This window comes from Amycolatopsis oliviviridis (assembly GCF_014654365.1).
Taxonomy (GTDB): domain Bacteria; phylum Actinomycetota; class Actinomycetes; order Mycobacteriales; family Pseudonocardiaceae; genus Amycolatopsis; species Amycolatopsis oliviviridis.
Genome location: NZ_BNAY01000007.1, coordinates 298,464 through 319,954, shown reverse-complemented (window position 1 = coordinate 319,954; position 21,491 = coordinate 298,464). Strand labels below are relative to the sequence as shown.

Sequence of the window (21,491 nt, the reverse complement as noted above, 5' to 3'; positions counted from 1 at the left end):
GGGGTCCTGAAGATCAGGAAGCGCCCAGGAAGTTGCCGGTCTCCATCGGGATGCTGAGGATGCGCTGCATGTTGTCGGCGTCGGTCGCCTCGCCGTGGCCCGCCTCCGCACGCATGTTCTGCGCCATCGTCCGCAGGTGCTCGATCGTCGACTTGCGCATCGACTCCACCCAGTTGGTGCAGGTGGTGCTGAGCGCTTTGGTCGCCGCGCTGTTGCTGGCGGCGAGGGTCATCTCGATCTGCGACCGCAACTGGTCGAGCTGGCCGCTGATGTTGTCGGCGGTCTCATCGTGCGCCCTGGCCTGCGCGTTGATGTCGTTGCTATTGAGCTGGGTGTTCGACATTCTCAATTCCTCCTGCGTTCGCTGCTACGACGTTGACGAGCCCTACGTTTCGTAGTCGGCACGACCACAATCAAAGATTAAATGCCAGGAGTCACCTGTTCGGCCGTTTTCCGCCCTGGTCGGACAATGATAGGAAGTCGGCTCACGAAATCCACTTCAGTGCCACCTGAAACCCCTTTCTCGCACAATCGCAATTTCGTCAAGGAGCCCTTGAGAATCCCTTGAGAATGCGAGACTCGAAGCTCCTTTCACAACCGCTCACTGCTGTACGGCCTGGGTCTCCCTGGCGGCGCCCACGCTGAGCACCGGCCCCGTCGGCAGCAGGTTGAGCAGTTGCCCGTCGACGGTGACGGCGGTGCCTTCGGTGTACCCGAGCGCGGTGATCGTGCCCTCGTCGGCGAGGGCGTACTTCTTCCCGACCTCGGTGACGAGGTAGATGACGCCGCCGGTACCGGACGCCGACCGGTTCCGCGCGAGGAGACCCCCGCCCGCCGGAATGGAGATCCGGTCGGCGGTCTTGCCCGCCTGATGTTTGCCGAGCGGGGCGGAGACCTGGGTGACCCGGTCGCCGGGCAGCAACTCGGTCACCACATTCGGATCTCCCGCGCCGCCGGAGGTGTGGCGTACACAGGACTGGGTGCCGACCGGGGGCGTGACGATTTCCGGCGGCACCGGCGGCAGGTCGTTCGGCAGACCGGAGGCCGCCGTGATCGGCACGCCGGTGAGCGCCGCCGGTCCCACCTGAATGGGCTCGACCGGAAGATCGGGATAGGCCTGCCGCGTGGTCGGCGCGGCCAGCAGCAGCGCGGCGACGGTCCTGCTGATCGCGGCGAGGCCGTCCCGGCGGACCACGTAGATCTGCTCGGTACCCAGCGCGGTGTTGCGCACCTGGTAAACCTGGCCGATCAGGCTCTGCCGTCCTTCGAGCACCGGCCCTGTCTCCCCGGTTCCCGGTACGGCCGGCGCGTTCAGATCGGCGCCCTGCGGGATAGTGTTCAGCCAGTTCGAGGTGACGTCGAGGGGCCGGATCGCGCTGTAGCCCAGTGCGGCGATGGCTGAACGGCCCGGTACCCAGAACCGCTTCCCGCCCGCGACGAGGTAGGTCTTCCCACCCGGAACGGACACCAGCAGTCCTTTGTCGTCGCCGAGCACCTCGCCACCGGGACCGCCCAGCAGCAGGGTGACCTCCGCCGGCTGTCCGCGGACCGGGATGTCGGCGGGCCGCAGGCACACCGACCACGGTCCGGGGTTCAGTTTGTCGGCCGCCGGCAGGGAATCGGGCGCGTCGGGGATACCGATCGGCTGCCCGACGGTGGTACCCGCCAGCGCGCCGGGCGCGACAGAGGTCACTTCGCCGGTGCCGGACACCAGCCGGGCCGAGGAATAGTTGGGCACCGGGCGTAGTTGCCCGCCGAGATAGACGTAGCGAGCACCGCTCACCTTGTCCATCACGATCGCGCCCTCCTGCCGCCAGGCGGTGTTCCCCGTGGGGGGCACGAACATGCCGTAGATGCCGAAGATTCCCGTGATGACCGCGGCGAGCACGAAGCCGAGCACTGTCCCGGTCGTCATTCGTTTGCTCGGCGCTTCCAGGATGTCGGGTTTCCCGTGGGTGACCGCGGCGGCCAGCCTGCCCACCACGAAGAAGTAGGCCTGGACCTGATCTTTGCGTGATTTCATCAGCCGGCCAGGTTCCGCATGAAGGTGTAGACGTGCAGGACCTGGAACAGGATCGGCAGGATGGCGATCGCGGTGATCAGCTCGAAGATCTCCACCGCGCGACCCCAATACGGCCGGAATCGTTTACCGGGCAAGTGTTCCCCGCCCAGCAGGAACAGTCCGGCGATCATGATCAGCGGGATCACCAAGAGGAAACGGGTGGCGGGCGGCATCGCCTCACCCCAGGCGACGACGTTCACCATGAGCGCGGCTCCCGCGGGCAGCAGCACCGCGCACCGCTGGATCATCCCGTTCGGATGCCGGGAACGCAGCAGCAGGAGCAGTGTCATCAGCAGGGAAAGCGTCATGTGCCAGACGTCACCGTCGACGATCAGCAACGGCAGCAGGATCGCCTGCGCCAGCCCGAGCCCGGTGTACAACGCCGTCGAATAGCCGAACGTCGCCGCGCCGCGATCCACCACCACCTTGTGCGGCACCGAATCGATGTCCTCGTGCAGTTCTTCGGCACCGGTCGGCAACATCGGCAGGGTCAGTCCGGAGAGCCGAAAAGCCGCGGTGGGTATGAAGAGTCCCAGGATCAGCGACAGCACCAAGCCGACCGCTGTCGTCTGGGCGAAGGTGGCCGGGGTCACCGAACCGATCAGCCCGGTGATCAGGAAGACCGCGGCGAACAGGATCGCGCCGACGAAGAGCAGCGCCGCGTCCGCGACCGCGATGAGCCCGGCCATGAGGGCCAGCAGGGCACCCGCTGCGGCCCCGGTGATCTTCACCATGGAGTTCGCCGCCGGATCGACCATCTCCACCAGCAGGAGCCCGGTAAGCGCCGCATGCCCGACGGCGGCCGCCACCGGGATCACCGCCGATTCCGGCTTCGCCGCCCCGCGCGCGACGAGAGCGCCCGCCACCAGCAGCACCAGCGTCAGTCCCGCTGAAAGCAGAACCTGTCCCACCAAGGCGGATTCGGCGAACACCAGCCACAGGCTGAGAAGGAGTGTGACCATGGCGCTGGTGTGGAACAACCAGCGCACGCGCGCGGGGGTGACCGCGCCCGGATGCTCTCGGACCTGCTCACCGACGCCGTCGACCAGATCGTCGTAGTCGATCGCGGCGAGCTGGTCCGCGCGAGGCCGCAGATGGAGGGTCTCGCCGTCGAAGACGTTCAATTGCGTCAGCGTGCGGTCTTCGTCCAGCGCCGCCTCGCCGACCCGTTGTAGTACCCACCCTTCGTGTTCCGCACCTTGCTCGATCATCTCGGCGCCGAACTGGATGAGGACCGCGGGCAGCAGATCCACCAGCGGAACCTCCGCCGGGAGTGCGAGATCCCGCACCTGATCACCCAAAACGAACCGTAGCCTCGCCGAGCTTGTTGTGCGATGCTGTGTTTGCTCTTCCATCAGCCCAAGGCCCTTCCCTAGCCGGTCCAGCCACGAGACCGGTCCCGACGGTAATGCCGCGAACAGTCGCCGCGGCCCGCTCCGGGACCACCGGCCAGAAAAAGGGGAAGTCGGCTCACCAAGGGAGAGCACGTGAGTACAACGCTATTCGCCCGGCGGGCCCGACGGCCCAAACCGCCGGTCCCGGACACCGAAATCGAACTGCAGCCACCACCCGGTGTGCCGGAGAACACAGGCGGCGGGATCAGTTCGGTGCTGATGTACGCCCCCATGGGGCTCGGCTCGCTGGCGATGGTGATGATGTTCGTCCGGCCCGGCGCCGGGGCGTTCGCCTATGTCGGCGGCGGCCTGATGGTCGTGTCGGCCATCGGCATGCTCATCACCCAGATGCTGAGGAACTCCGTCACTCACAAACAGAAACTGAACGGTCACCGGCGCGACTACATCCGCTATCTCGGCCAGTTGCGCAAGAAGGTACGCGGTTCCCTGGTGGCGCAGCGGAAAGCGGCCCGCTGGATCCACCCGGATCCCCACTCGCTGTGGTCCATGGCACTCGGCTACCGGCTCTGGGAACGCCGGCCGGCGCACGACGACTTCGGTGAGATCCGGCTGGGGCTGGGCAAGCAGCGTTCGGCGCACAAGCTGGTGCAGCCGGAAAGCCAGCCGATCGAGGACCTGGAGCCGCTGACGGCCCACGCCCTGCGCCGCTTCATGCGCGCCTACAACACCCTGCCCGATTCGCCGATCGCGGTGTACCTGCGCGGTTTCGGCCAGATTCAGTTCAGCGGGGACGACGACGCGGTACTCGGCCTGGTCCGGGCGATCCTCGCCCAGCTGGCGACGGCGCACGCGCCCGGCGACGTCCGCATCGCGGTCTGCGCCGACGAACGGCGGCTGGAGCGCTGGGACTGGCTCAAATGGCTTCCGCACAACCAAGACGCCGACAGCCGGGACGCGGCGGGCGCCCGGCGGCTCGCGGCCCACGACATCAACCAGGCCGAACTGCTGCTCGGCGGTCCCTCCTTCACCGGCAGGCCGCGGTTCGAGGCCGACACCCCGATCACTGCTTCCGAGCCCTTCGTCGTCCTCGTCCTCGACGGGGTGAGCGTGCCCGCCGACCACCGGATGGCCGACGAGGGCTATCGCAACGCCGTCATCGTCGACGTCTCCGGTTCCCTGCCCTGGCAACAGCGTGCCGGAGCCCTGTTCCTGGAGGTCGACGCCGACGAGGCCCGGACCGTTTCCTTCGACAGGGTGGGCAAGCAGGAGACCGCCGCCCTGTGCCGTCCCGACGATCTCAGTGAGATCGCGGCGAACGCCCTGGCGCGGACGATGGCGCGGTTCCGGGTCGGCGAGGCCAGCGAGGACGAAGAGCCGATGGCCGCCGACTACGATCTCGCGAACCTGCTCGGCATCGGCGACGTGGCGACCTTCGATCCGGTGCGATACCGGCGCGAGCGGATGACCGGCAAACGCCGGCTGCGAGTGCCGATCGGCATCGCGGGGGCCGGATCACCGCTGGAACTGGACATCAAGGAAGCGGCCGAGGACGGTATGGGCCCGCACGGGCTGTGCGTCGGCGCGACCGGCTCGGGCAAGAGTGAGCTTCTCCGCACCCTGGTGCTCGCCCTGGCGACCACGCACTCCTCCGACGACCTGAACTTCGTCCTGGTGGACTTCAAGGGCGGTGCGGCGTTCCTGGGCTTCGACCAGCTGCCGCACACCTCGGCGGTCATCACCAACCTCGCCGGGGAACTCGAACTCGTGGACCGCATGCAGGACGCCCTCACCGGCGAAATGAACCGCCGTCAGGAACATCTGCGAGCGGCGGGCAACTACGCGTCCCGCCGGGACTACGAGGCCGCGCGGGCGCAGGGTGTCCCGCTGGAACCGATGCCCGCGCTGTTCATCGTCGTCGACGAGTTCTCCGAAATGCTTTCCAGCAAACCCGAGTTCATCGACGTGTTCGCCATGATCGGACGCCTCGGCCGAAGCCTCGGCGTCCACCTCCTGCTCGCCTCCCAGCGACTCGACGAAGGACGCATCCACAAGGTCGAAACCCACCTCTCCTACCGCATCGGCCTGCGCACCTTCTCCGCCATGGAAAGCCGGAACGTCATCGGCGTACCCGACGCCTACGAACTCCCCAACAGCCCAGGAAACGGCTATCTCCGGCCGGACACGACGTCGCTGGTGCGGTTCAAGGGCGCCTATTCGTCCGCGCCCTACCGGGCGAAACGACGGCAGAAGGGTCTCGCGGTCGAGCAGCACATCGTCCCGTTCAGCACGCGGTTCGTCGACTCCCCCGTCACCGCCCCGCCCGAACCGCTCGAAGAGGACGACCAGTCCGACGAAGGCACCGAAACAGTCATCGACGTGTTGATCGGCAGGCTGCGCGGAATCGGGCCCCGGGCGCACCAGGTGTGGCTGCCGCCGCTGAAGGTCTCCGCCACGCTGGATCAGCTTCTGCCGCCACTGGTGGACCACCCGCGGTACGGTCCGCGCCCGGTCGGCGAACTGGACACCGCGGACCTGATCGTCCCGGTGGGACTGATCGACCTGCCCGCGCAGCAACGGCGTGAGCTGCTGCTCGCCGATCTCTCCGGCAGCAAGGGCAACGCCGCGGTGGTCGGCGGACCGCAGAGCGGCAAGAGCACCATCCTGCGGACGCTGATCTGCGCGCTCGCCGTCACCCACACCGCGGAGCAGGTCCAGTTCTATTGCCTCGACTTCGGCGGGACGCTGTCCGCGCTCGCGGCGATGCCGCACATCGGGAGCATCGCCAACCGGCTCGACCGGGACCGGGTCACCCGCACCGTGCTCGAAGTGACGAACCTGATGGCCAAGCGCGAGGCCATCTTCGCCGAGCACAACATCGATTCGATGGCCAGCTACCGGCGCGCCCGCGCGAAGGGCCAGTACCGCGACATCGATCCCTACGGTGACGTCTTCCTGGTCATCGACGGCTGGTACACCATCCGCCAGGATTTCGAGGACCTGGAGGAGAAGTTCACCGAACTCGCCGCGCGGGGCCTCAGCTTCGGCATCCACCTCGTGGTCGCGTCCAACCGGTGGTCGGAAATGCGGCCCTGGCTGCGGGACGTCATCGGTACCCGCTTCGAGCTCAAACTCGGCGACCCGGTCGATTCGGAGATCAACAGCCGGTTCGCCGCCACCGTGCCCGCCATCCCCGGCCGGGGCATCACACCGGACCGGCTGCACTTCCTCGCCGCGCTGCCGCGGATCGACGGCGAGTCCCGCACGGACGACCTCGCCGACGCCACAGTCGAACTCGCGGAGTCTCTGGCGCCGCCGGGAGCACCTCGCGCGCCACAGGTCCGGCTCCTGCCGCAGACGCTGCTCGTGAAGGATCTGCCAGGGCCGCACGCCCCCACACCGTCCGCCGAGATGCGGATGGCGCTCGGTCTCGAGGACGTGCACCTGGAACCCGAATGGCACGACTTCGACGCCAGCCCGCACCTGCTGATCTACGGAGACGCCGAAACCGGGAAGACGAACCTGTTGCGGCACATCGCCCGGTCGGTGGTGGCGCACCACAGCCCGGACGAAGCCCGCGTCATGTTCGGCGACTTCCGGCGCGAACTGCGGGATTCGATCCCAGCCGAGTACCAGCTCGAGTACGCGGTCGGGGCGGAGGCACTGACGAAGTCGATCGCGGGTGCGGCCTCGGTGATCGAAAAGCGCATTCCCGGGCCGGAAATCAGCCCCAGCAGGCTGCCGCTGCGTGACTGGTGGCAGGGCGGACGGCTCTACATCATCATCGACGACTTCGAGCTGTCCGAGTCGGCGGGCAGCGCGGGCCCGTTGCAGGCGCTGATGCCGGTCCTCGCCCAAGCGTCCGACGTCGGGATCCACGTGATCCTGGCTCGCAGCACCGCGGGTGCAAGCCGGTCGATGGGCAACTCGGCCATCCGCCGCATGTGGGAGCTCGGCACGCCGGCGCTGCTGCTGTCCTGTCCCAAGACCGAGGGAGCATTCCTCGGGAACCTCAAACCCCGGGTGCTGCCCGCCGGCCGCGCGCAGTTCATCAACCGTCGCAGGTCGGTCCGGCTAGTGCAGACACCGCTGACCGAGACGGAAGAGCCGTAGAGACTTCCTTGAGTCCCGGTTGGTGCACTGAGCCAGGAGGAGGCTGAGGCTTTGATGACGAAAACGTTTTCGGCGAGCCTGCTCGTCGCGGGACTGGTGTGGGCACTGACTCCGGTGACACCGGCCTCAGCCCAGCAGAGCGCCGCACCCCTTCCGAGTAACCAGAAGGGCTGTCTTCCGGCGCCGACCAGCACCGAGTCCGGGACGCCGTGGGCTCAGCAACGCTTGGCGCCGGACCGGGTCTGGTCGCTGACGAAAGGCGCAGGGATCACCGTCGGCGTGGTCGACACGGGCGTCGACGCGGGCACCCCGCAGCTCGCGGGTGGCCGGGTGAAACGCGGGGTCGACGTCACGACCCCGGAGCGCAAGCCCGCGGACGACGACTGTTTCGGGCACGGCACCTTCGTCGCCGGGATCATCGGTGCCGGTTCCCGCCGGGGCACGGGCTTCTCCGGCGTCGCACCGGAGGCGACGATCCTGCCGATCCGATGCGCCGTCGCGAGCCAGGACGGCTCCCCGCCGAGCCTGACCGCGACCGAGATGGCCAATGGCATCCGTGCCGCCGTCGACGGCGGGGCCAAGGTGGTCAACATTTCGGCCAGCACCTCGGTGCCCGACGATGGCCTTGAAGAAGCTGTCCGCTACGCCGCTTCAAGCGACGTCGTGGTCGTGGCTTCGGCCGCGAACAGTGCCCAGCAAGGGGACCCGGTCACCTATCCGGCGGCCTACCCGTCCGTGATCGCGGTCGGGGCGATCGACGAGTCCGGGAAGAAGGCGGACTTCTCCCAGACCGGGAAGTTCCTTTCCCTCGTCGCGCCCGGTGTCGGGGTCACGAGCGTCGGACCCCGCGGTGCCGGGCACTGGCTCGGCAGCGGCACCAGTTACGCGGCGCCGTTCGTCGCCGGTGTCGCTGCCCTGGTGCGCTCGTACCATCCGGAACTGTCCGCAGAGCAGGTCAAGCACCGGCTCGAAGTGACCGCCGATCGCCCGGCCGCGAAGGTACCGGACCCGGGTTTCGGCTGGGGCACGGTCAACGTGACGGCGGCGGTCACCACGGTGCTACCGGAGGAGAGCGGCACCGGCTTACCCGTTGTCACAGCCGAACTCGCTCCCTTGCCGCCATCCGCGCAGCCCGGCGGCGCCGGCCCGCTTCTCGCCGTCGGCGCGGCGGTCAGTGTGCCGATCCTCGTCTTCCTGGCGTTCCTGGGTTCCCGGCTCGTGCGGTCCGGGCGGACGCGTGGCTGGAAACCCGCCAGGGTGGTGGAATTCCCGCCTGACCCCCGCAAGTAGTCCTCTAATTGCGGGAGGGTCAGACGACCCCGAAGGCGAGCATCGCGTCCGCGACCTTCTTGAATCCAGCGACGTTGGCACCGCGGACGTAGTCAACATGGCCCGTCCCCGCCCGGCCACCGTGTTCGACGCAGCGCTGGTGGATGTCGGTCATGATGTCGACGAGCAACTGCTCGACCTCGTGCTGTTTCCAGGACATCCTGGCCATGTTCTGGCTGATTTCCAGCCCGGACACGGCGACCCCGCCGGCGTTCGCGGCCTTTCCCGGGGCGTAGAGGATTTCCGCGGACTTGAACAGATGGGCCGCTTCGAGCGTGCAGGGCATGTTGGCGCCTTCGGCTACCGCGACGCAGCCGTTTCCGAGAAGGACGCGCGCGTCCTCCTCGGTGAGCTCGTTCTGCGTGGCGCACGGCACGGCGATGTCACACGTCACGGCCCACGGTGGGCGGCCGGGGAAGAACTCCGCTTCCGGGAACTCCTTGGCATACTCGGAGATCCGGCCCCGGCGCTGGTTCCTGAGCGCCTTGACCCAGGCGAGTTTGTCCGCGTCGAAACCCTTCGGGTCGTGGACGAATCCCTCACTGTCCGAGAGCGTGACGACGGTACCGCCGAGCTGGGTGATCTTCTCCGCGGCGTGGACGGCGACATTGCCCGCGCCGGAGACGACGACGGTGCGCCCTTCGAAATCCCATCCCCGGGTCTTCAGCATCTCGGCGAGGAAGTACGCGGTTCCGTAGCCGGTGGCCTCGGTCCGGATGAGGGAGCCGCCGTACTCGATCCCCTTGCCGGTGAGCACTCCGGTGAAACTGTTCGTGATCCGTTTGTGCTGGCCGAACATGTACCCGATCTCGCGCGCTCCGACACCGATGTCTCCGGCGGGCACGTCGACGTCGGCGCCGACATGACGGTAGAGCTCGGTCATAAAACTCTGGCAGAAGCGCATGACCTCGTGGTCGCTCTTGCCCCTGGGGTTGAAGTTCGCCCCGCCTTTCGCGCCGCCCATCGGCAGGCCGGTCAAGGCGTTCTTGAAGGTCTGTTCGAACGCGAGGAACTTAAGTGTGCTTTCGGTGACCGAAGGATGGAACCGGATACCGCCCTTGTACGGGCCGATGGCATTGTTGTTCTGCACGCGCCAGCCGCGTTGGACCCGGATGTTCCCTTCGTCGTCTTCCCAGCAGACTCGGAAGCTGACCACCCGGTCGGGCTCGGCCATTCTTCGCAGGATCTGGTACTCGTGGTAGATCTCTTTGTCCTGGATGAAGGAGAAGACGTCCTCAGCCACTTCCTGGACGGCCTGGGTGAACTCGTCCTGGCCGGGGTTCCGCTTCCGGACACCCTCGATGAATTTCGGTAGGTCCACATGGTCGGCGACGGCCATCGCTATCCTCCCGCGGAAATGCCGGCATGAGGCCGGACGATCACCATGCCGGACGCGTCACTCCGCCCGTCTTTCCTGATCACGATTCTGCCCGGCGTTGCCGCCATTCTGCCCCAGAGTCCCCTGCTCCATCTGAACTATCTCGTTCGTGCTCCGGAAAACACTGTGCCCGATGAGGCAAATTCGCTAGAAGAATTTACGAATCCAGTCCGCAAGGAATCGACATCGCGGTACTTGACCGCGACCATCTCACCAACGGCAGTTACGCACTCACTCTGAGGAGTTTCGCGCCTATCGACCCGTGTCAACCTCACCTTAGGACACGAACAGTGATGACGAATATTGTCAAGCCATGGGCAGCGCTTTCCGCGCTGTGCCTGGGCTTTTTCACGATCATAATGGACACCACGATCGTCCCGATCGCGGTCCCGTCGATGGTCCGCGGTCTGTCCGCGAGCCTCAACGCGATCGTCTGGGTGATCAGTGTCTATCTGCTCGCCTACGCGACCCTCATGCTGTTCACCAGCAGACTCGGTGATCGCTTCGGCCCTCGCCGGGTGTTCCTCGCCGGGCTGACCATATTCACTCTCGCATCGCTGTGGTGCGGCATGTCCGGCAGCATCGACACACTCATCGCCGCACGCGCGGTCCAGGGCTTCGGTGCGGCCCTGATGACCCCGCAGACCCTCGCCTTCGTGGGCTTCCTGTTCCCTGCCGCCCGGCGCGGCGCCGCCATGGGACTGTGGGCAGCCGTCGCCGGGCTGGGTACCATCGCCGGACCACTGCTCGGCGGTGTGCTGGTGCAGTACCTCGGCTGGTCGTGGATCTTCTTCGTCAACGTCCCGATCGGTGTGGTCACCTTCCTGCTCACCTTGCGGTTCGTGCCGGACTGGCGGCCGGAGCGCGCCCGTTCATTCGACTTCGCCGGCATCCTGCTCTCCGGCACGGGCCTGTTCTTCATCGTCTTCGGCGTCCAAAATGGGCAAAAGTACGACTGGGGCGCCGTGCTCGGCTCGATCTCGGTGTCCGAGATCATCGGACTCGGCGTGGTACTGCTCGGGGCTTTCGTGTTCTGGCAGCGCGTCAACCGGAAGGAACCACTGGTACCCCTGCGGGTCTTCCGGGCACGGAACTTCTCGGCGGGCACCATCGTATGGGCCACCGTCGGATTCTCGATGACGGGAATGATCCTCCCGCTGGTGATCTACTTCCAGTCGGTGCTGGGCCTGACACCGTCCATGACCGGGGTGCTCACGGCGCCGATGGCCCTCCTGACCGGGCTCATGGGCCCGTTCGTCGGCCGCCTCTCGGACCGGGTCAGCGGCAGGTACCTGGTCCTCGCCGGACTCGGCGCTCTCGCATCCGGACTCGCCGTCCTCGCTCTGCAGATGACCCCGGGTACTTCCCCGTGGGCGTTGCTACCCGCGCTGTTGGTGTGCGGCATGGGTTTCGGCCTGATCCTCGCACCGGTCAGCAACCTGGCCATGGGCTCGGTGGAACCACAGCTGATGGGCGCGGCGTCGGGCATCTTCAACACGGGTCGTCAGGTCGGTGGCGTGCTCGGCAGCGCCGCGGTCGGCGTCCTCATGCAGGCGCGGATCACCGCTTCTCTCACCACCGAGGCGAATGCCGCGGCGGAAGGACTGCCGGGACAGTACCGGCAGTCGTTCATCCAAACCGCGACGAAGGCGGCCGCGTCCGCCGGCGAGTTCGTTTCGGGCGAGGGCGCCCCGGTGGTACCGGGCTTGCCGTCAGAACTCACCGCGCGCGCTACGGAACTGTTCTCTCAATCGATCCACTTCGGACTCACCGACGCCGCGAGACAGACCTTGCTGTTGCCTGCGGCGGTTCTGCTGCTGGGCATGGTCGCGGCTGTGACGGTGCGCCGCACGGTGCCGGTGGTCCCGGCTTCCCGCTAACCCGGCATCGCTTTCACCAGCACGACTTTCCTCACTCCCCACCGGTTCAGTGACCTCTAAGGAAGTCAGCGTATGGCGCCCAGCCCGATCATGTCCGAAGCCACCGAACCGATCGCGATCATCGGTATCGGTTGCCGGTTCCCAGGCGATGTGAAGGATCCCGAAGGATTCTGGGCACTGCTCGAATCCGGGACCGACGCGATCACCGGGATCCCGGAGGATCGCTGGCGTATCTCGGAGTACTTCGACGCCGATCGGGCGACACCGGGACGCATGTTCGTCAAGGAAGGTGGTTTCCTCGACACGCCGGTCGACTCGTTCGACGCCGGGTTCTTCGGGATGCCACCGCGGGAAGCCGCGGCCCTGGATCCCCAGCAACGCCTGCTACTCGAAGTCACTTGGGAATCCTTCGAGGACGCCGGTATCCCACCGGGTTCGACCACCGGCGCCACCGTCGGGGTCTACATCGGCGGCTTCACCTTCGACGCGGCGACCTTGCAGCTGGCCGAGGCGAATCGGCACCTGGTCAGCGCCGCCACACCGACCGGCGTGAGCATGACCATGCTGGCGGCCCGGCTGTCCTACGCCTTCGACTGGCGCGGTCCGGCGTTCACCGTCGACACCGCCTGTTCCTCGTCCCTGGTGGCGGTGCATCAGGCGTGCAACGCACTGGCGCTCGGTGACTGCGAACTGGCGATCGCCGGCGGGGTGAACGTCATGGTGAACCCGGCGACCTCGATCCTCATGTCCAAGGGGCAGTTCCTCTCCCCCGACGCCCGGTGCAAGTCGTTCGACCACCGGGCCAACGGCTACGCTCGCGGGGAAGGCGCGGGCGTACTACTCCTGAAACCGCTGTCCGCGGCGGTGCGCGACGGCGACCGGATCCACGCGGTCGTGCGGGGAACCGCGGTGAACCAGGACGGACGCACCCCTGGGATCACCGTGCCGCGGGTGGATTCCCAGCGCACCCTGATCGAACGGGCCTGTCAGGTCGGCGGGGTCGAACCCGCGTCGGTCGGCTACTTCGAGGCGCACGGCACCGGCACGGCCGCCGGGGATCCGGTCGAGGCGATCGCCATCGGCGAAGTACTCGGTGATTCGGCCGGGCCGCATTGGATGGGCTCGGTGAAATCGAACTTCGGCCATACCGAGGCCGCCGCCGGAGTGGCCGGGATGATCAAGGCGACGTTGTGCCTGCAGCGCGGGATCATCCCGCGGAACCTGCACTTCGAGAAGCCGAACCCGAAGATCCCGTTCGACGAACTGCCGATCCGGGTGCCGACGGAGGCGATCCCGTTCCCGGACCGGGACACCCCGCGACGCGCAGGGGTCAACTCGTTCGGCTTCGGCGGGACCAACGCGCACGCCATTCTCGAACAGTGGCCAAGGGAGTCCGCAAAGGACACCGAGCTCGACGACGGACGGCAGGTCCTGCTTCCGCTTTCGGCACGGAGCCCGGAGGCGCTGCGGTCGCTCGTGGAGTCCTACGCCGAATTACTGGAGCAGGAGGACGGCCCGGCGCTGCGGAGGATCGCGCGAGCCGCCTCACGGCTGCGCGAGCACCATCCGATGAGGACATCCGTCGTCGCGCGCAACCGGGGCGAGGCGGTGGACAAGCTCCGGAGCGCCGAACTGACGCCGGACCGGACGAGCCGGCCCGCCATCGCGTTCGTCTACACCGGGATGGGCCCCCAATGGTGGGGCATGGGCCGCGAACTCCTGGCGGAGGAACCACGCTTCGCCGAAGTCGTCGACGCCTGTGACGAGGTGCTTGCCCGGTTCGGCCTCTCGATGCGCGAGGAGCTGTCCCGCGAGGAGGCGGAATCGCGCCTGACGTCGACGGTGTACGCGCAGGTGGCCAACTTCGTGGTCCAGGCGGGACTCACCGCGCTCTGGCGTGACTGGGGAATCGAGCCCTCTGTGATCACAGGGCACAGTGTGGGCGAGGTCGCGGCGGCTTACGCGGCGGGCGTGTATTCCCTCGAAGAGGCGCTCACGGTGAGCTTCCACCGCGCGAACCTGCAAGCACGGCTCGCGGGCCGCGGCGTGATGGCGGCCGTCGGCCTGCCGGTGGACGAGGTGACCCCGCATCTGGTGGGCGGGGCGACCGTGGCCGCGGTCAACAGCACGCACGCGACGACCATCGCCGGCGACCGCGAAGCCGTGGCGAAGGTGAGCGAAACGCTTACCGCGCTGGGAGCGCCGGTCAAGCCGCTGCGCGTCGAAGTGGCCTACCACAGCCATCAGATGGACGAGATCCGCGAGCCGCTGCTGGCCGCGCTGGCGGACATCCGCCCGCGACCGGCGAAGGTGCCGCTGTTCTCGACAGTGACGGGTGATCAGGTCGAGGGCCACGAATTCGACGCGGACCACTGGTGGCGCAACGTCCGGCAGCCGGTGCGCTTCGCCGACGCCTTCCGCAAGATGCTCACCCGCGGCATCGGGGCGGTCCTGGAAGTGGGCCCGCATCCGGTGCTGGCCTCGGCGATCGACGAAGCGCTCGCCGAGCGCACCGGCGACGTCATCCGGCTGGCTTCGCTGCGGCGCGACCGGCCACAGTGGGAGCAGCTCGTGGAGACCCTGGGCTCGCTGTACGAGGCCGGTGCCGAACCCGCGTGGGAACGGGTCCACCCCGGGCTCCGAGAGCAGCTGGAGCTGCCTCGCTACCCATGGCACCGCGAACGCCACTGGATCGAGTCGGCCTCGTCCCGGCAGCGGCGGCTGGGGTCCGGCGGGCTGCTGCTGAGCGGACACGCCGTCGCCGGGACCAGGCCGATCCGGGAGGTGGAGCTGTCGTCGGCGGCATTCCCGTACCTCGTCGACCACAAGGTCGGCGGCTCCGTGGTCTTCCCCGGCTCCGGCTATCTCGAGGCCGCGCTGGCCGCGTTCCCGGACGAGGAACCATGCCTGCTCGAAGACGTCGTCTTCCACCGGCCTCTCGAACTGCCGCCCGCGTCGGTGACCACGCTGCGCGTCGGCCGGGACCCGGCGCGACGGCTGCTCACCCTGCACAGCCGTGCCCAGCCCGACGACGACCTCTGGACGTCGCACGCCGAACTCCGGCACGGCCATCTGGCCAAGGCGCGCGCCGTGGAGCCGCGCACCGCGAGCATCGCCGAGCTCACCGAAGGCCTTCCGGAACTAGGCCACGACGACGTCTACGCGCGGTTGTCCGGTACCGGGCTGGAGTACGGCCCGGCGTTCCGCGTCGTGCGGAAGATGTGGTGGCGCCGGCAGACCCGCGAGGTCTTCGGGGAGCTGCTGCTCGACCCGGTCGATCAGGAAGGGCACCGGTTGCATCCGGCGCTGCTCGACGGCGCGCTGCAGGCGGCCATCATCGGCGCGCACCTGCTCGGTGGTGAGGTCGAACCCGGCACCTACGTCCCGGCCCGCATCGGCGCGCTCCGTTTCTTCCGGTCGCCTGGCTCTTCGCTGTGGATCCACGCCCGCGGCCGGGCCACCGAGACGGCGGGGACGATCGAATGCGATCTGACCCTGGTGACCGACGACGGCGAAGTCGTCGCCGAGGTGGAAGGTCTGCGTGCCGAACGACTGGCCGAAGCCAAGAGCAGTCCCCCGAAACTCTTCTACCGACATGCCTGGCATCGGGAACCGCTGGAGCACGACGCGAACGCGGCGGGTCGCTGGGTCGTCGTGGGCGCCTCGGCTCTGGCCGACGAGATCGCCCGGGGGCTGGCCGAACGCGAGGGCGACGTGGTGCGCACGGATCTCTCAGACGGCGGCTGGCTCGAACAGGTCGTGTCCGAAGTGGAGAGTGACCGTCCCTGCCGGGGCGTCGTCTACGTCGAAGACGGCGAGGGCGACGAATCGCCGGCGTGTGGTCCGGTCGCACCGCCCCTGCGGCTAGTCCAGGAACTCGCCCCCGAGGCCGGGCAACTGACCCTGGTCACCTCCGGCGCCCAGAGTGTCTCCGGCGACGACCCCACGAGCGCGCCGTCCGCCGCGTCGCTGTGGGGGTTCGGACGGGTCGTCTCCGCCGAGCGACCGGAACTGCGCTGCCGGCTCGTCGACGTCGCCTCGGCCGATCTGCGGCCCGGCGCGAACGACGGGCTGCTCGACGCGCTGTTCACCGAACTCACGCACGATGGGCTCGACGAGGTCGCGATCCGGCCCGCCGGCCGGTTCGTTCGCCGGCTGGAGCCGCCCGAAGAGGCTTCCGAACTCGACCACGTCCTCGTTCGTACCGACCGCATACCGGTGCGTCTGCGAGCGCTGGAAGGACCTGGAGACGACGTCGGCTTCGTCGCGGCCACCCGCCGTCCTCCCGGCCCCGGCGAGGTCGAAGTGGAGGTTTCGCACGTCGGCCTGAACTTCAAGGACGTGCTCAAGCGGACCGGGCTGCTTTCCCCACGCGCCGTGGAAGGCAGCCACTCCCGGAAGACCCTCGGCCTGGAGTGCTCGGGCACGGTCGTGGACGTCGGCGAGGGGGTGACCAGCCTGCGGACCGGGGACGAGGTGTTCGTCCACAGCCGGGACCTGTTCGTGTCGCATGTGACCCTGGACGCGATCCGCGTGGCGAAGAAGCCAGTGACACTGTCACACGCAGAGGCCGCTTCTCTGCTCCCCGCGGTCACGGCGTACCTGTCCCTGGTCCGGCTCGCCGGAGTCCGGCGCGGCGAACGTGTGCTGATCCACTCCGCTGCCGGTGGTGTCGGCCTGGCCGCGGCGCGGATCGCGCGCTGGCTGGGCGCGGAGGTCTTCGTCACGGCAGGGAGCGAGCAGCGGAGGGAGATACTGCGGCGCGAAGGCTTCGCGAAGGTCACCGATTCGAGGTCCACATCCTTCGCCGACGACATCCTCGACTGGACAGACGGTGCCGGGGCCGACGTCATCGTCAATTCCCTGCCCGCCGACATGATCGAGCCCAACCTCCGGACGCTCGCCACCTTCGGGCGGTTCGTCGAACTGGGCAAACCCGGGGACGTCGCCGACCACGCCGTCCGGCTGGCCTCGACCCGGCGGGCATTGTCGTTCCATTCTTTCGACTACGACCAGATGATGGCTCTACGGCCGGACTACGTCCAAGAGTGCATGCGCGCCGTCGTCGAGCTCTACGACAAGAGCGCCATCGTTCCCCTGCCGTGCACGGAATTCCCGGCCGGTGAGGTGGATGAGGCGTTCCGGCGGATGGCGCGGCCCGAACACCACGGCAAGGTCGTGATCCGGATGGCGGGCGAACCGGTCCGGGTGCCGGCGGCGACGCTGCCCGACCGGCCGATCCGGGACGACGCCACCTATGTGATCACCGGTGGTCTCGGTGGCCTCGGCCGCACGGTGGCGCGCTGGCTCGCCGACCACGGAGCCCGGTACCTCGTGCTCGCGGGACGCAACGGGATCACTTCCTCCGCCGCGGCCCAGGACGTTGCCGACCTGGTCGCGCGCGGGGTCAAGGTGCGGGTGCACAAGGTCGACGTCGGGGACCGGGAGCAGGTACGTTCCTTCCTCGCCCGGGTCCGGGACTACCTCCCGCCCATCCGCGGCATCGTGCACGGCGCCGCGGACTTCGATGACGTGGTGCTCGCGGACACCGACGGCCACCGGCTCGTCAAGGCCACCCGGCCCAAGGCGGACGGTGCCTGGAACCTGCATGAGGAAACCCTCGGCGACGACCTCGACTTCCTCGTGTTGTTCTCTTCGGTCGCCGCGCAGATCGGAGCCTTGGGCGCCGGCGCCTACGCGACGGCGAACGAGTACCTCAACGGGCTGGCCCGCTATCGGCGCGCGCAGGCCTTGCCGGCGATCAGCGTCGGCTGGGGGATGATCGACGACGTAGGTGTCGCGGTCAGCCGTGAAGGCCACGTCGGGAACGTCCTGCGGCGCAACGGACACGTTGGGATGGCGCCCTCGCGGCTGGTCGCCGAACTCGGGGTGCTGCTCCACACCCGGCCGACCGAGGTCTCGGTCGCCGACATCGACTGGCCGCGGTGGTCCCGTGCCAATCGGCAGCTGGCGGCGCTGCCGAAGTTCCGTGCCGTGGTGCCGGACGGCGCCGCGGACGGTGACGCCGAACTCGCCGGGCAGGAATCGCCGGCGAAGCGGCTTCGCGAGGCGAGCCCGGACGAGCGCGCCGCGTTACTGCCGGCGCTCGTCACCCCGTTGCTGGAGCGCACGACCGGTCTGAGCGCGGAACAGCTCGGCGACCAGCAGGCCGTGGACGTCGACTCGCTCACCGCCGTCGAACTCCGCGTGCTGCTGCAGAAGCATCTCGGCGTCGCGATCCCGTCGGCGAGGCTGCAGCGGAATCTTAGCGTCGCCGTGCTCACCGACCTGTTGGGCGACCAACTCGACCGGGCGAAGGCCGAGATCCCGGCGACCGAGCGCCTGACCGTCCACGAGATCCCGTCTGCCGACGGGAAGGTGGTGTACGGCCACCTCAGTCTGCCCGACGGGCCGGGCCCGCATCCGGCCGTGGTGGTGTGCCTCCCGGGTGACGGCGGCGTCCTCACCGCCGAAGGCGACTACCGGCACACCAGTGCCCACGCACCGCTGAACGCCGCGGGATTCGCGGTCCTCTTCGTCGACCAGCGCGGCGCACCGGGCCACGGACCGGATTTCCGCGCGCTGGCCGAGATCGGCGGCAAGGACATCGACGACGTGATCGAGGCGACCCGGTACCTCGCCGGCCTGCCCGAGATCGACGAGTCACGGATCGACATCCTCGGCACCAGCCGCGGGGCGTATTCCGCACTGCTCGCGCTGGAACGCGGGCCCGATCTGTGGCGGCACGGCGTGTTGCTGATGGGGTTCTACGATCCCGTCGGGTTCGTCAAGGCGAACCAGGAACGTCCGGGGTCGCTGCTCCCGCCGCGTGCGGAGAGTGATCCGGTCTCGATCGAGAAGTACTTCGCCGCCCCGGAACGGCGGCCGTTGAGTGCGCTCGGCGACGTCGCCGCGCCGTTGCTGCTGATTCACGGAGACGCCGACCCGGTCACCCCGTTCGAGGAGTCCGAGGAACTGGCCGGGTGGGGAGAGTTGGAAGGACTGTCCGTTGATCTGATCGCCGTGCCCGGACTCGGACATGACATCGATCATGAAGACCCGGCCTGGGCCGGTCTGTGGGCGCGGATCACCGAATTCCTCCAGGATGGGGAAACGCGATGAGGTTCAGCATCTTTCTGCCCACCGGTTTCGCCCGTGAGTTCGCCGGGTTCAGCGATCCGATCGCGGTGTACGCCCGGCTGATGGAGATCGCCGAACTGGCCGACGACGCCGGCTATGCCGCCTTGCTCGTACCCGATCACCTCACCACGGTCCAGCCGTCGACCGACATGGTCTTCGAAGCCTGGACCTTGATCACCGCGCTCGCACGAGAGACGACCGGGATCAGGGTCGGTCAGCTGGTCACCGCGAACAGTTACCGGAACCCGGCCTTGCAGGCGAAGATGGCGTCCACACTGGACGTCATCTCCGGAGGCAGGCTGGATTTCGGGATCGGCGCGGGTTGGCTGGAGACCGACCACCGGCAGTACGGCTACGAGTACGGCACCGCCGCCGGCCGTCTGCGCAAACTCGAAGAGGCGATCCAGGTGATCCTGGCTCTCTGGACCGAGGAGCACGCGACTTTCGAGGGCCGGTATTACGGGATCCAGGACGCGGTCAACGAGCCGAAAGGGGTTCAGCGGCCGCATATCCCGCTGATGGTCGCCGGAGGCGGCGAGAAGATGACGTTGCGTCTCGTGGCCCAGTACGGCGACGCCTGCAACATCATGGACTCCCCCGAAGTCGCGAAACACAAGTTCGACGTACTGCGAGCCCACTGTCAGGACGTCGGCCGTGACTACGAAACGATCAAACGCACGGTCACGACGCCCTGCATCATCCGGGACAGCGCCGCGGAAGCCAGGGCGCTGATCCCGGCCGCGTCGAACTTCGTCTTCCCGGGTGACCTGGGCTCCTACGGGCTGGTCGGCACGCTGGACACGGTCAAGCGGCGCATCGCCGCCTTCGAGGAAGCCGGGGTACAGGAGTTGATCCTCTACTTCGAGGATCCGACCAGCACACGGCAGGTCGCGGACTTCGCCCGATCGTTCGTCGTCTAGCCGTGGGCGCCGAACGCGGGCGGGTCCTTGTGGTCGGGATGGGTGTGAGCGGACTCGCCACGGCGACCCGACTGCGCCGGGCGGGCTGGCGTCCGGTGCTCGTCGAACGTGCGCCGGCGCGCCGCACCGGTGGGTACTTCATCGTCCTCTTCGGAGCGGGCAAGGCGGCTGCGGCACGTCTGGGCCTGCTCGACGCCGTGCACGACAGGAGCACCACCGTCCCGAAGCTCGACATCGAGCGCGACGGCACCGGACGGCCTGGCATGTCGTTCTCCGAACTGCCAGGCAAGCCGTGGACGATGCTTCGGGGAGACATCGAGGACGCCGCGTTCTCGATCTTGCCGGACGACGTCGAGCTCCGCTTCTCCGTGGTGCCCACCCTGATCGAGCAGGACACAGACGGGGTCGACGTCACCCTGCTGGACACCGGGGCGGGAACGTCGACCACCGAACGGTTCGAACTTGTGGTGGGGGCGGACGGCCTGCACTCGACGGTCCGGCGACTGGCCTTCGGCCCGTCCGGGCAGTACCTGCGTCACCTCGGATACATGATCGCCGCCTACCAGTTCCGCGGCACCCCAGCCGGACTCCGGCCCGGACAGGCGGTGACGCTGCTGGAACCGGACCGGTCGATGTGGGTCTTCGCCTACCGCGACCACGACCCGACGATCCTGCTGACCTATCGCACGGAGGACGTCGCCGCGGAATTCCGCGAGTCTCCCGTCGAACGGCTTCGCTCGGTGTTCGCGAACCGCCCGTTGGGCACCACGCTCGGCGACGTCCTCGACGGGCTGGAAACCACCGACGAGTTGCTGTTCGACTCGGCCGAGCAGGTCAGGATGGACACCTGGCACCGAGGACGGGTGGTCCTCGTCGGAGACGCCGCCTGGTGTGTCACCCTTTACGCCGGGATGGGTGTCTCGACCGGCCTCACCGGGGCCGAACTGCTCGGCACGATGCTCGAACGGCATCCTGACGACGTCGGAGCCGCGCTTTCCGCGTGGGAGCAGGCTTTGCGGCCCTACGTCGAGCACTACCTCGACGGCGCGTCCGCCGATCGCCGGATTTTCGTGGTGGACAACCGGATGCAGTTGATGTTCCGCCGGGCTCTGCCCTGGTTGCGCCGCTACCGCCTCGGCAGGCGGCTCGCCGCGCGGCTGGTGCGGCTCGACGAGATCGCGAAATACAAGAACGCCGACATCGTCGGTGCCGCGACGAAAACCGAAGGCACGGCGGTGACGCGATGAAGGCTTCTGCACTGTTGCCAGGGAGAACAGTGCAGACCTGATGTCCGGAAGACTCGTCAGGTAGGGATCC

General features: G+C 68.1%; 10 protein-coding genes. 6 read left to right on the top strand and 4 right to left on the bottom strand.

The genetic code is table 11. The features are described from left to right. Window positions 1-13: 13 nt before the first annotated feature. The 3 genes from IE302_RS29370 to eccD form a co-directional block, all read right to left on the bottom strand. A complete protein-coding gene (locus tag IE302_RS29370) occupies window positions 14-343 on the bottom strand; it encodes a hypothetical protein (protein ID WP_191257666.1) in 330 nt (109 codons plus the stop codon). A 258-nt stretch (window positions 344-601) separates the two neighbouring features. Next, window positions 602-2,023 carry a type VII secretion protein EccB gene (eccB, locus tag IE302_RS29365; protein ID WP_191257665.1) on the bottom strand — a complete coding sequence of 474 codons (1,422 nt, stop codon included), beginning with the start codon at window positions 2,021-2,023 and terminating at the stop codon, window positions 602-604. Then, window positions 2,023-3,417 carry a type VII secretion integral membrane protein EccD gene (gene eccD, locus IE302_RS29360; protein ID WP_191257664.1) on the bottom strand — a complete coding sequence of 465 codons (1,395 nt, stop codon included), beginning with the start codon at window positions 3,415-3,417 and terminating at the stop codon, window positions 2,023-2,025. Before eccD ends, eccB begins: the two co-directional genes overlap by 1 nt. Before the next feature lie 132 nt (window positions 3,418-3,549). On the opposite strand from eccD, the gene eccCa reads away from it, so the two are divergent. Then, a complete protein-coding gene (gene eccCa, locus IE302_RS29355) occupies window positions 3,550-7,527 on the top strand; it encodes a type VII secretion protein EccCa (RefSeq protein ID WP_191257663.1) in 3,978 nt (1,325 codons plus the stop codon). 54 nt (window positions 7,528-7,581) lie between these two features. Beyond that, entirely contained in the window at window positions 7,582-8,817 is a 1,236-nt protein-coding gene (gene mycP, locus IE302_RS29350) for a type VII secretion-associated serine protease mycosin (protein WP_191257662.1), read from the top strand. 19 nt (window positions 8,818-8,836) lie between these two features. Here mycP and gdhA read toward each other — a convergent pair whose 3' ends face one another. After that, window positions 8,837-10,195: an NADP-specific glutamate dehydrogenase gene (gene gdhA / locus IE302_RS29345; RefSeq protein WP_191257661.1), complete on the bottom strand. Its 1,359-nt coding sequence runs from the start codon at window positions 10,193-10,195 to the stop codon at window positions 8,837-8,839. A 332-nt stretch (window positions 10,196-10,527) separates the two neighbouring features. Between gdhA and IE302_RS29340 the strand changes: the two genes are divergently transcribed. The 4 genes from IE302_RS29340 (at window position 10,528) to IE302_RS29325 (ending at window position 21,421) form a co-directional block, all read left to right on the top strand. Beyond that, window positions 10,528-12,114 (top strand): DHA2 family efflux MFS transporter permease subunit, encoded by a 1,587-nt coding sequence (locus IE302_RS29340; RefSeq protein ID WP_191257660.1) that lies wholly within the window; start codon window positions 10,528-10,530, stop codon window positions 12,112-12,114. 72 nt (window positions 12,115-12,186) lie between these two features. After that, window positions 12,187-19,236, top strand: coding sequence for a type I polyketide synthase (locus tag IE302_RS29335; RefSeq protein WP_229907986.1), 7,050 nt, complete (start codon window positions 12,187-12,189; stop codon window positions 19,234-19,236). Beyond that, window positions 19,233-20,174, top strand: coding sequence for an LLM class F420-dependent oxidoreductase (locus IE302_RS29330; RefSeq protein ID WP_191257659.1), 942 nt, complete (start codon window positions 19,233-19,235; stop codon window positions 20,172-20,174). The genes IE302_RS29335 and IE302_RS29330 overlap by 4 nt, the downstream gene beginning before the upstream one ends. A 38-nt stretch (window positions 20,175-20,212) precedes the next feature. Next, window positions 20,213-21,421 carry an FAD-dependent monooxygenase gene (locus IE302_RS29325; RefSeq protein WP_191257800.1) on the top strand — a complete coding sequence of 403 codons (1,209 nt, stop codon included), beginning with the start codon at window positions 20,213-20,215 and terminating at the stop codon, window positions 21,419-21,421. The last annotated feature ends 70 nt before the right edge of the window (window positions 21,422-21,491 follow it).

What these genes read in the sequence shown, in the direction of transcription:
- IE302_RS29370 (WP_191257666.1), bottom strand. Translation starts at nt 343, where the DNA reads ATGTCGAACACCCAGCTCAATAGCAACGACATCAACGCGCAGGCCAGG.
- eccB (WP_191257665.1), bottom strand. Translation starts at nt 2,023, where the DNA reads ATGAAATCACGCAAAGATCAGGTCCAGGCCTACTTCTTCGTGGTGGGC.
- eccD (WP_191257664.1), bottom strand. Translation starts at nt 3,417, where the DNA reads ATGGAAGAGCAAACACAGCATCGCACAACAAGCTCGGCGAGGCTACGG.
- mycP (WP_191257662.1), top strand. Translation starts at nt 7,582, where the DNA reads ATGACGAAAACGTTTTCGGCGAGCCTGCTCGTCGCGGGACTGGTGTGG.
- gdhA (WP_191257661.1), bottom strand. Translation starts at nt 10,195, where the DNA reads ATGGCCGTCGCCGACCATGTGGACCTACCGAAATTCATCGAGGGTGTC.
- IE302_RS29340 (WP_191257660.1), top strand. Translation starts at nt 10,528, where the DNA reads ATGACGAATATTGTCAAGCCATGGGCAGCGCTTTCCGCGCTGTGCCTG.
- IE302_RS29335 (WP_229907986.1), top strand. Translation starts at nt 12,187, where the DNA reads ATGGCGCCCAGCCCGATCATGTCCGAAGCCACCGAACCGATCGCGATC.
- IE302_RS29330 (WP_191257659.1), top strand. Translation starts at nt 19,233, where the DNA reads ATGAGGTTCAGCATCTTTCTGCCCACCGGTTTCGCCCGTGAGTTCGCC.
- IE302_RS29325 (WP_191257800.1), top strand. Translation starts at nt 20,213, where the DNA reads ATGGGTGTGAGCGGACTCGCCACGGCGACCCGACTGCGCCGGGCGGGC.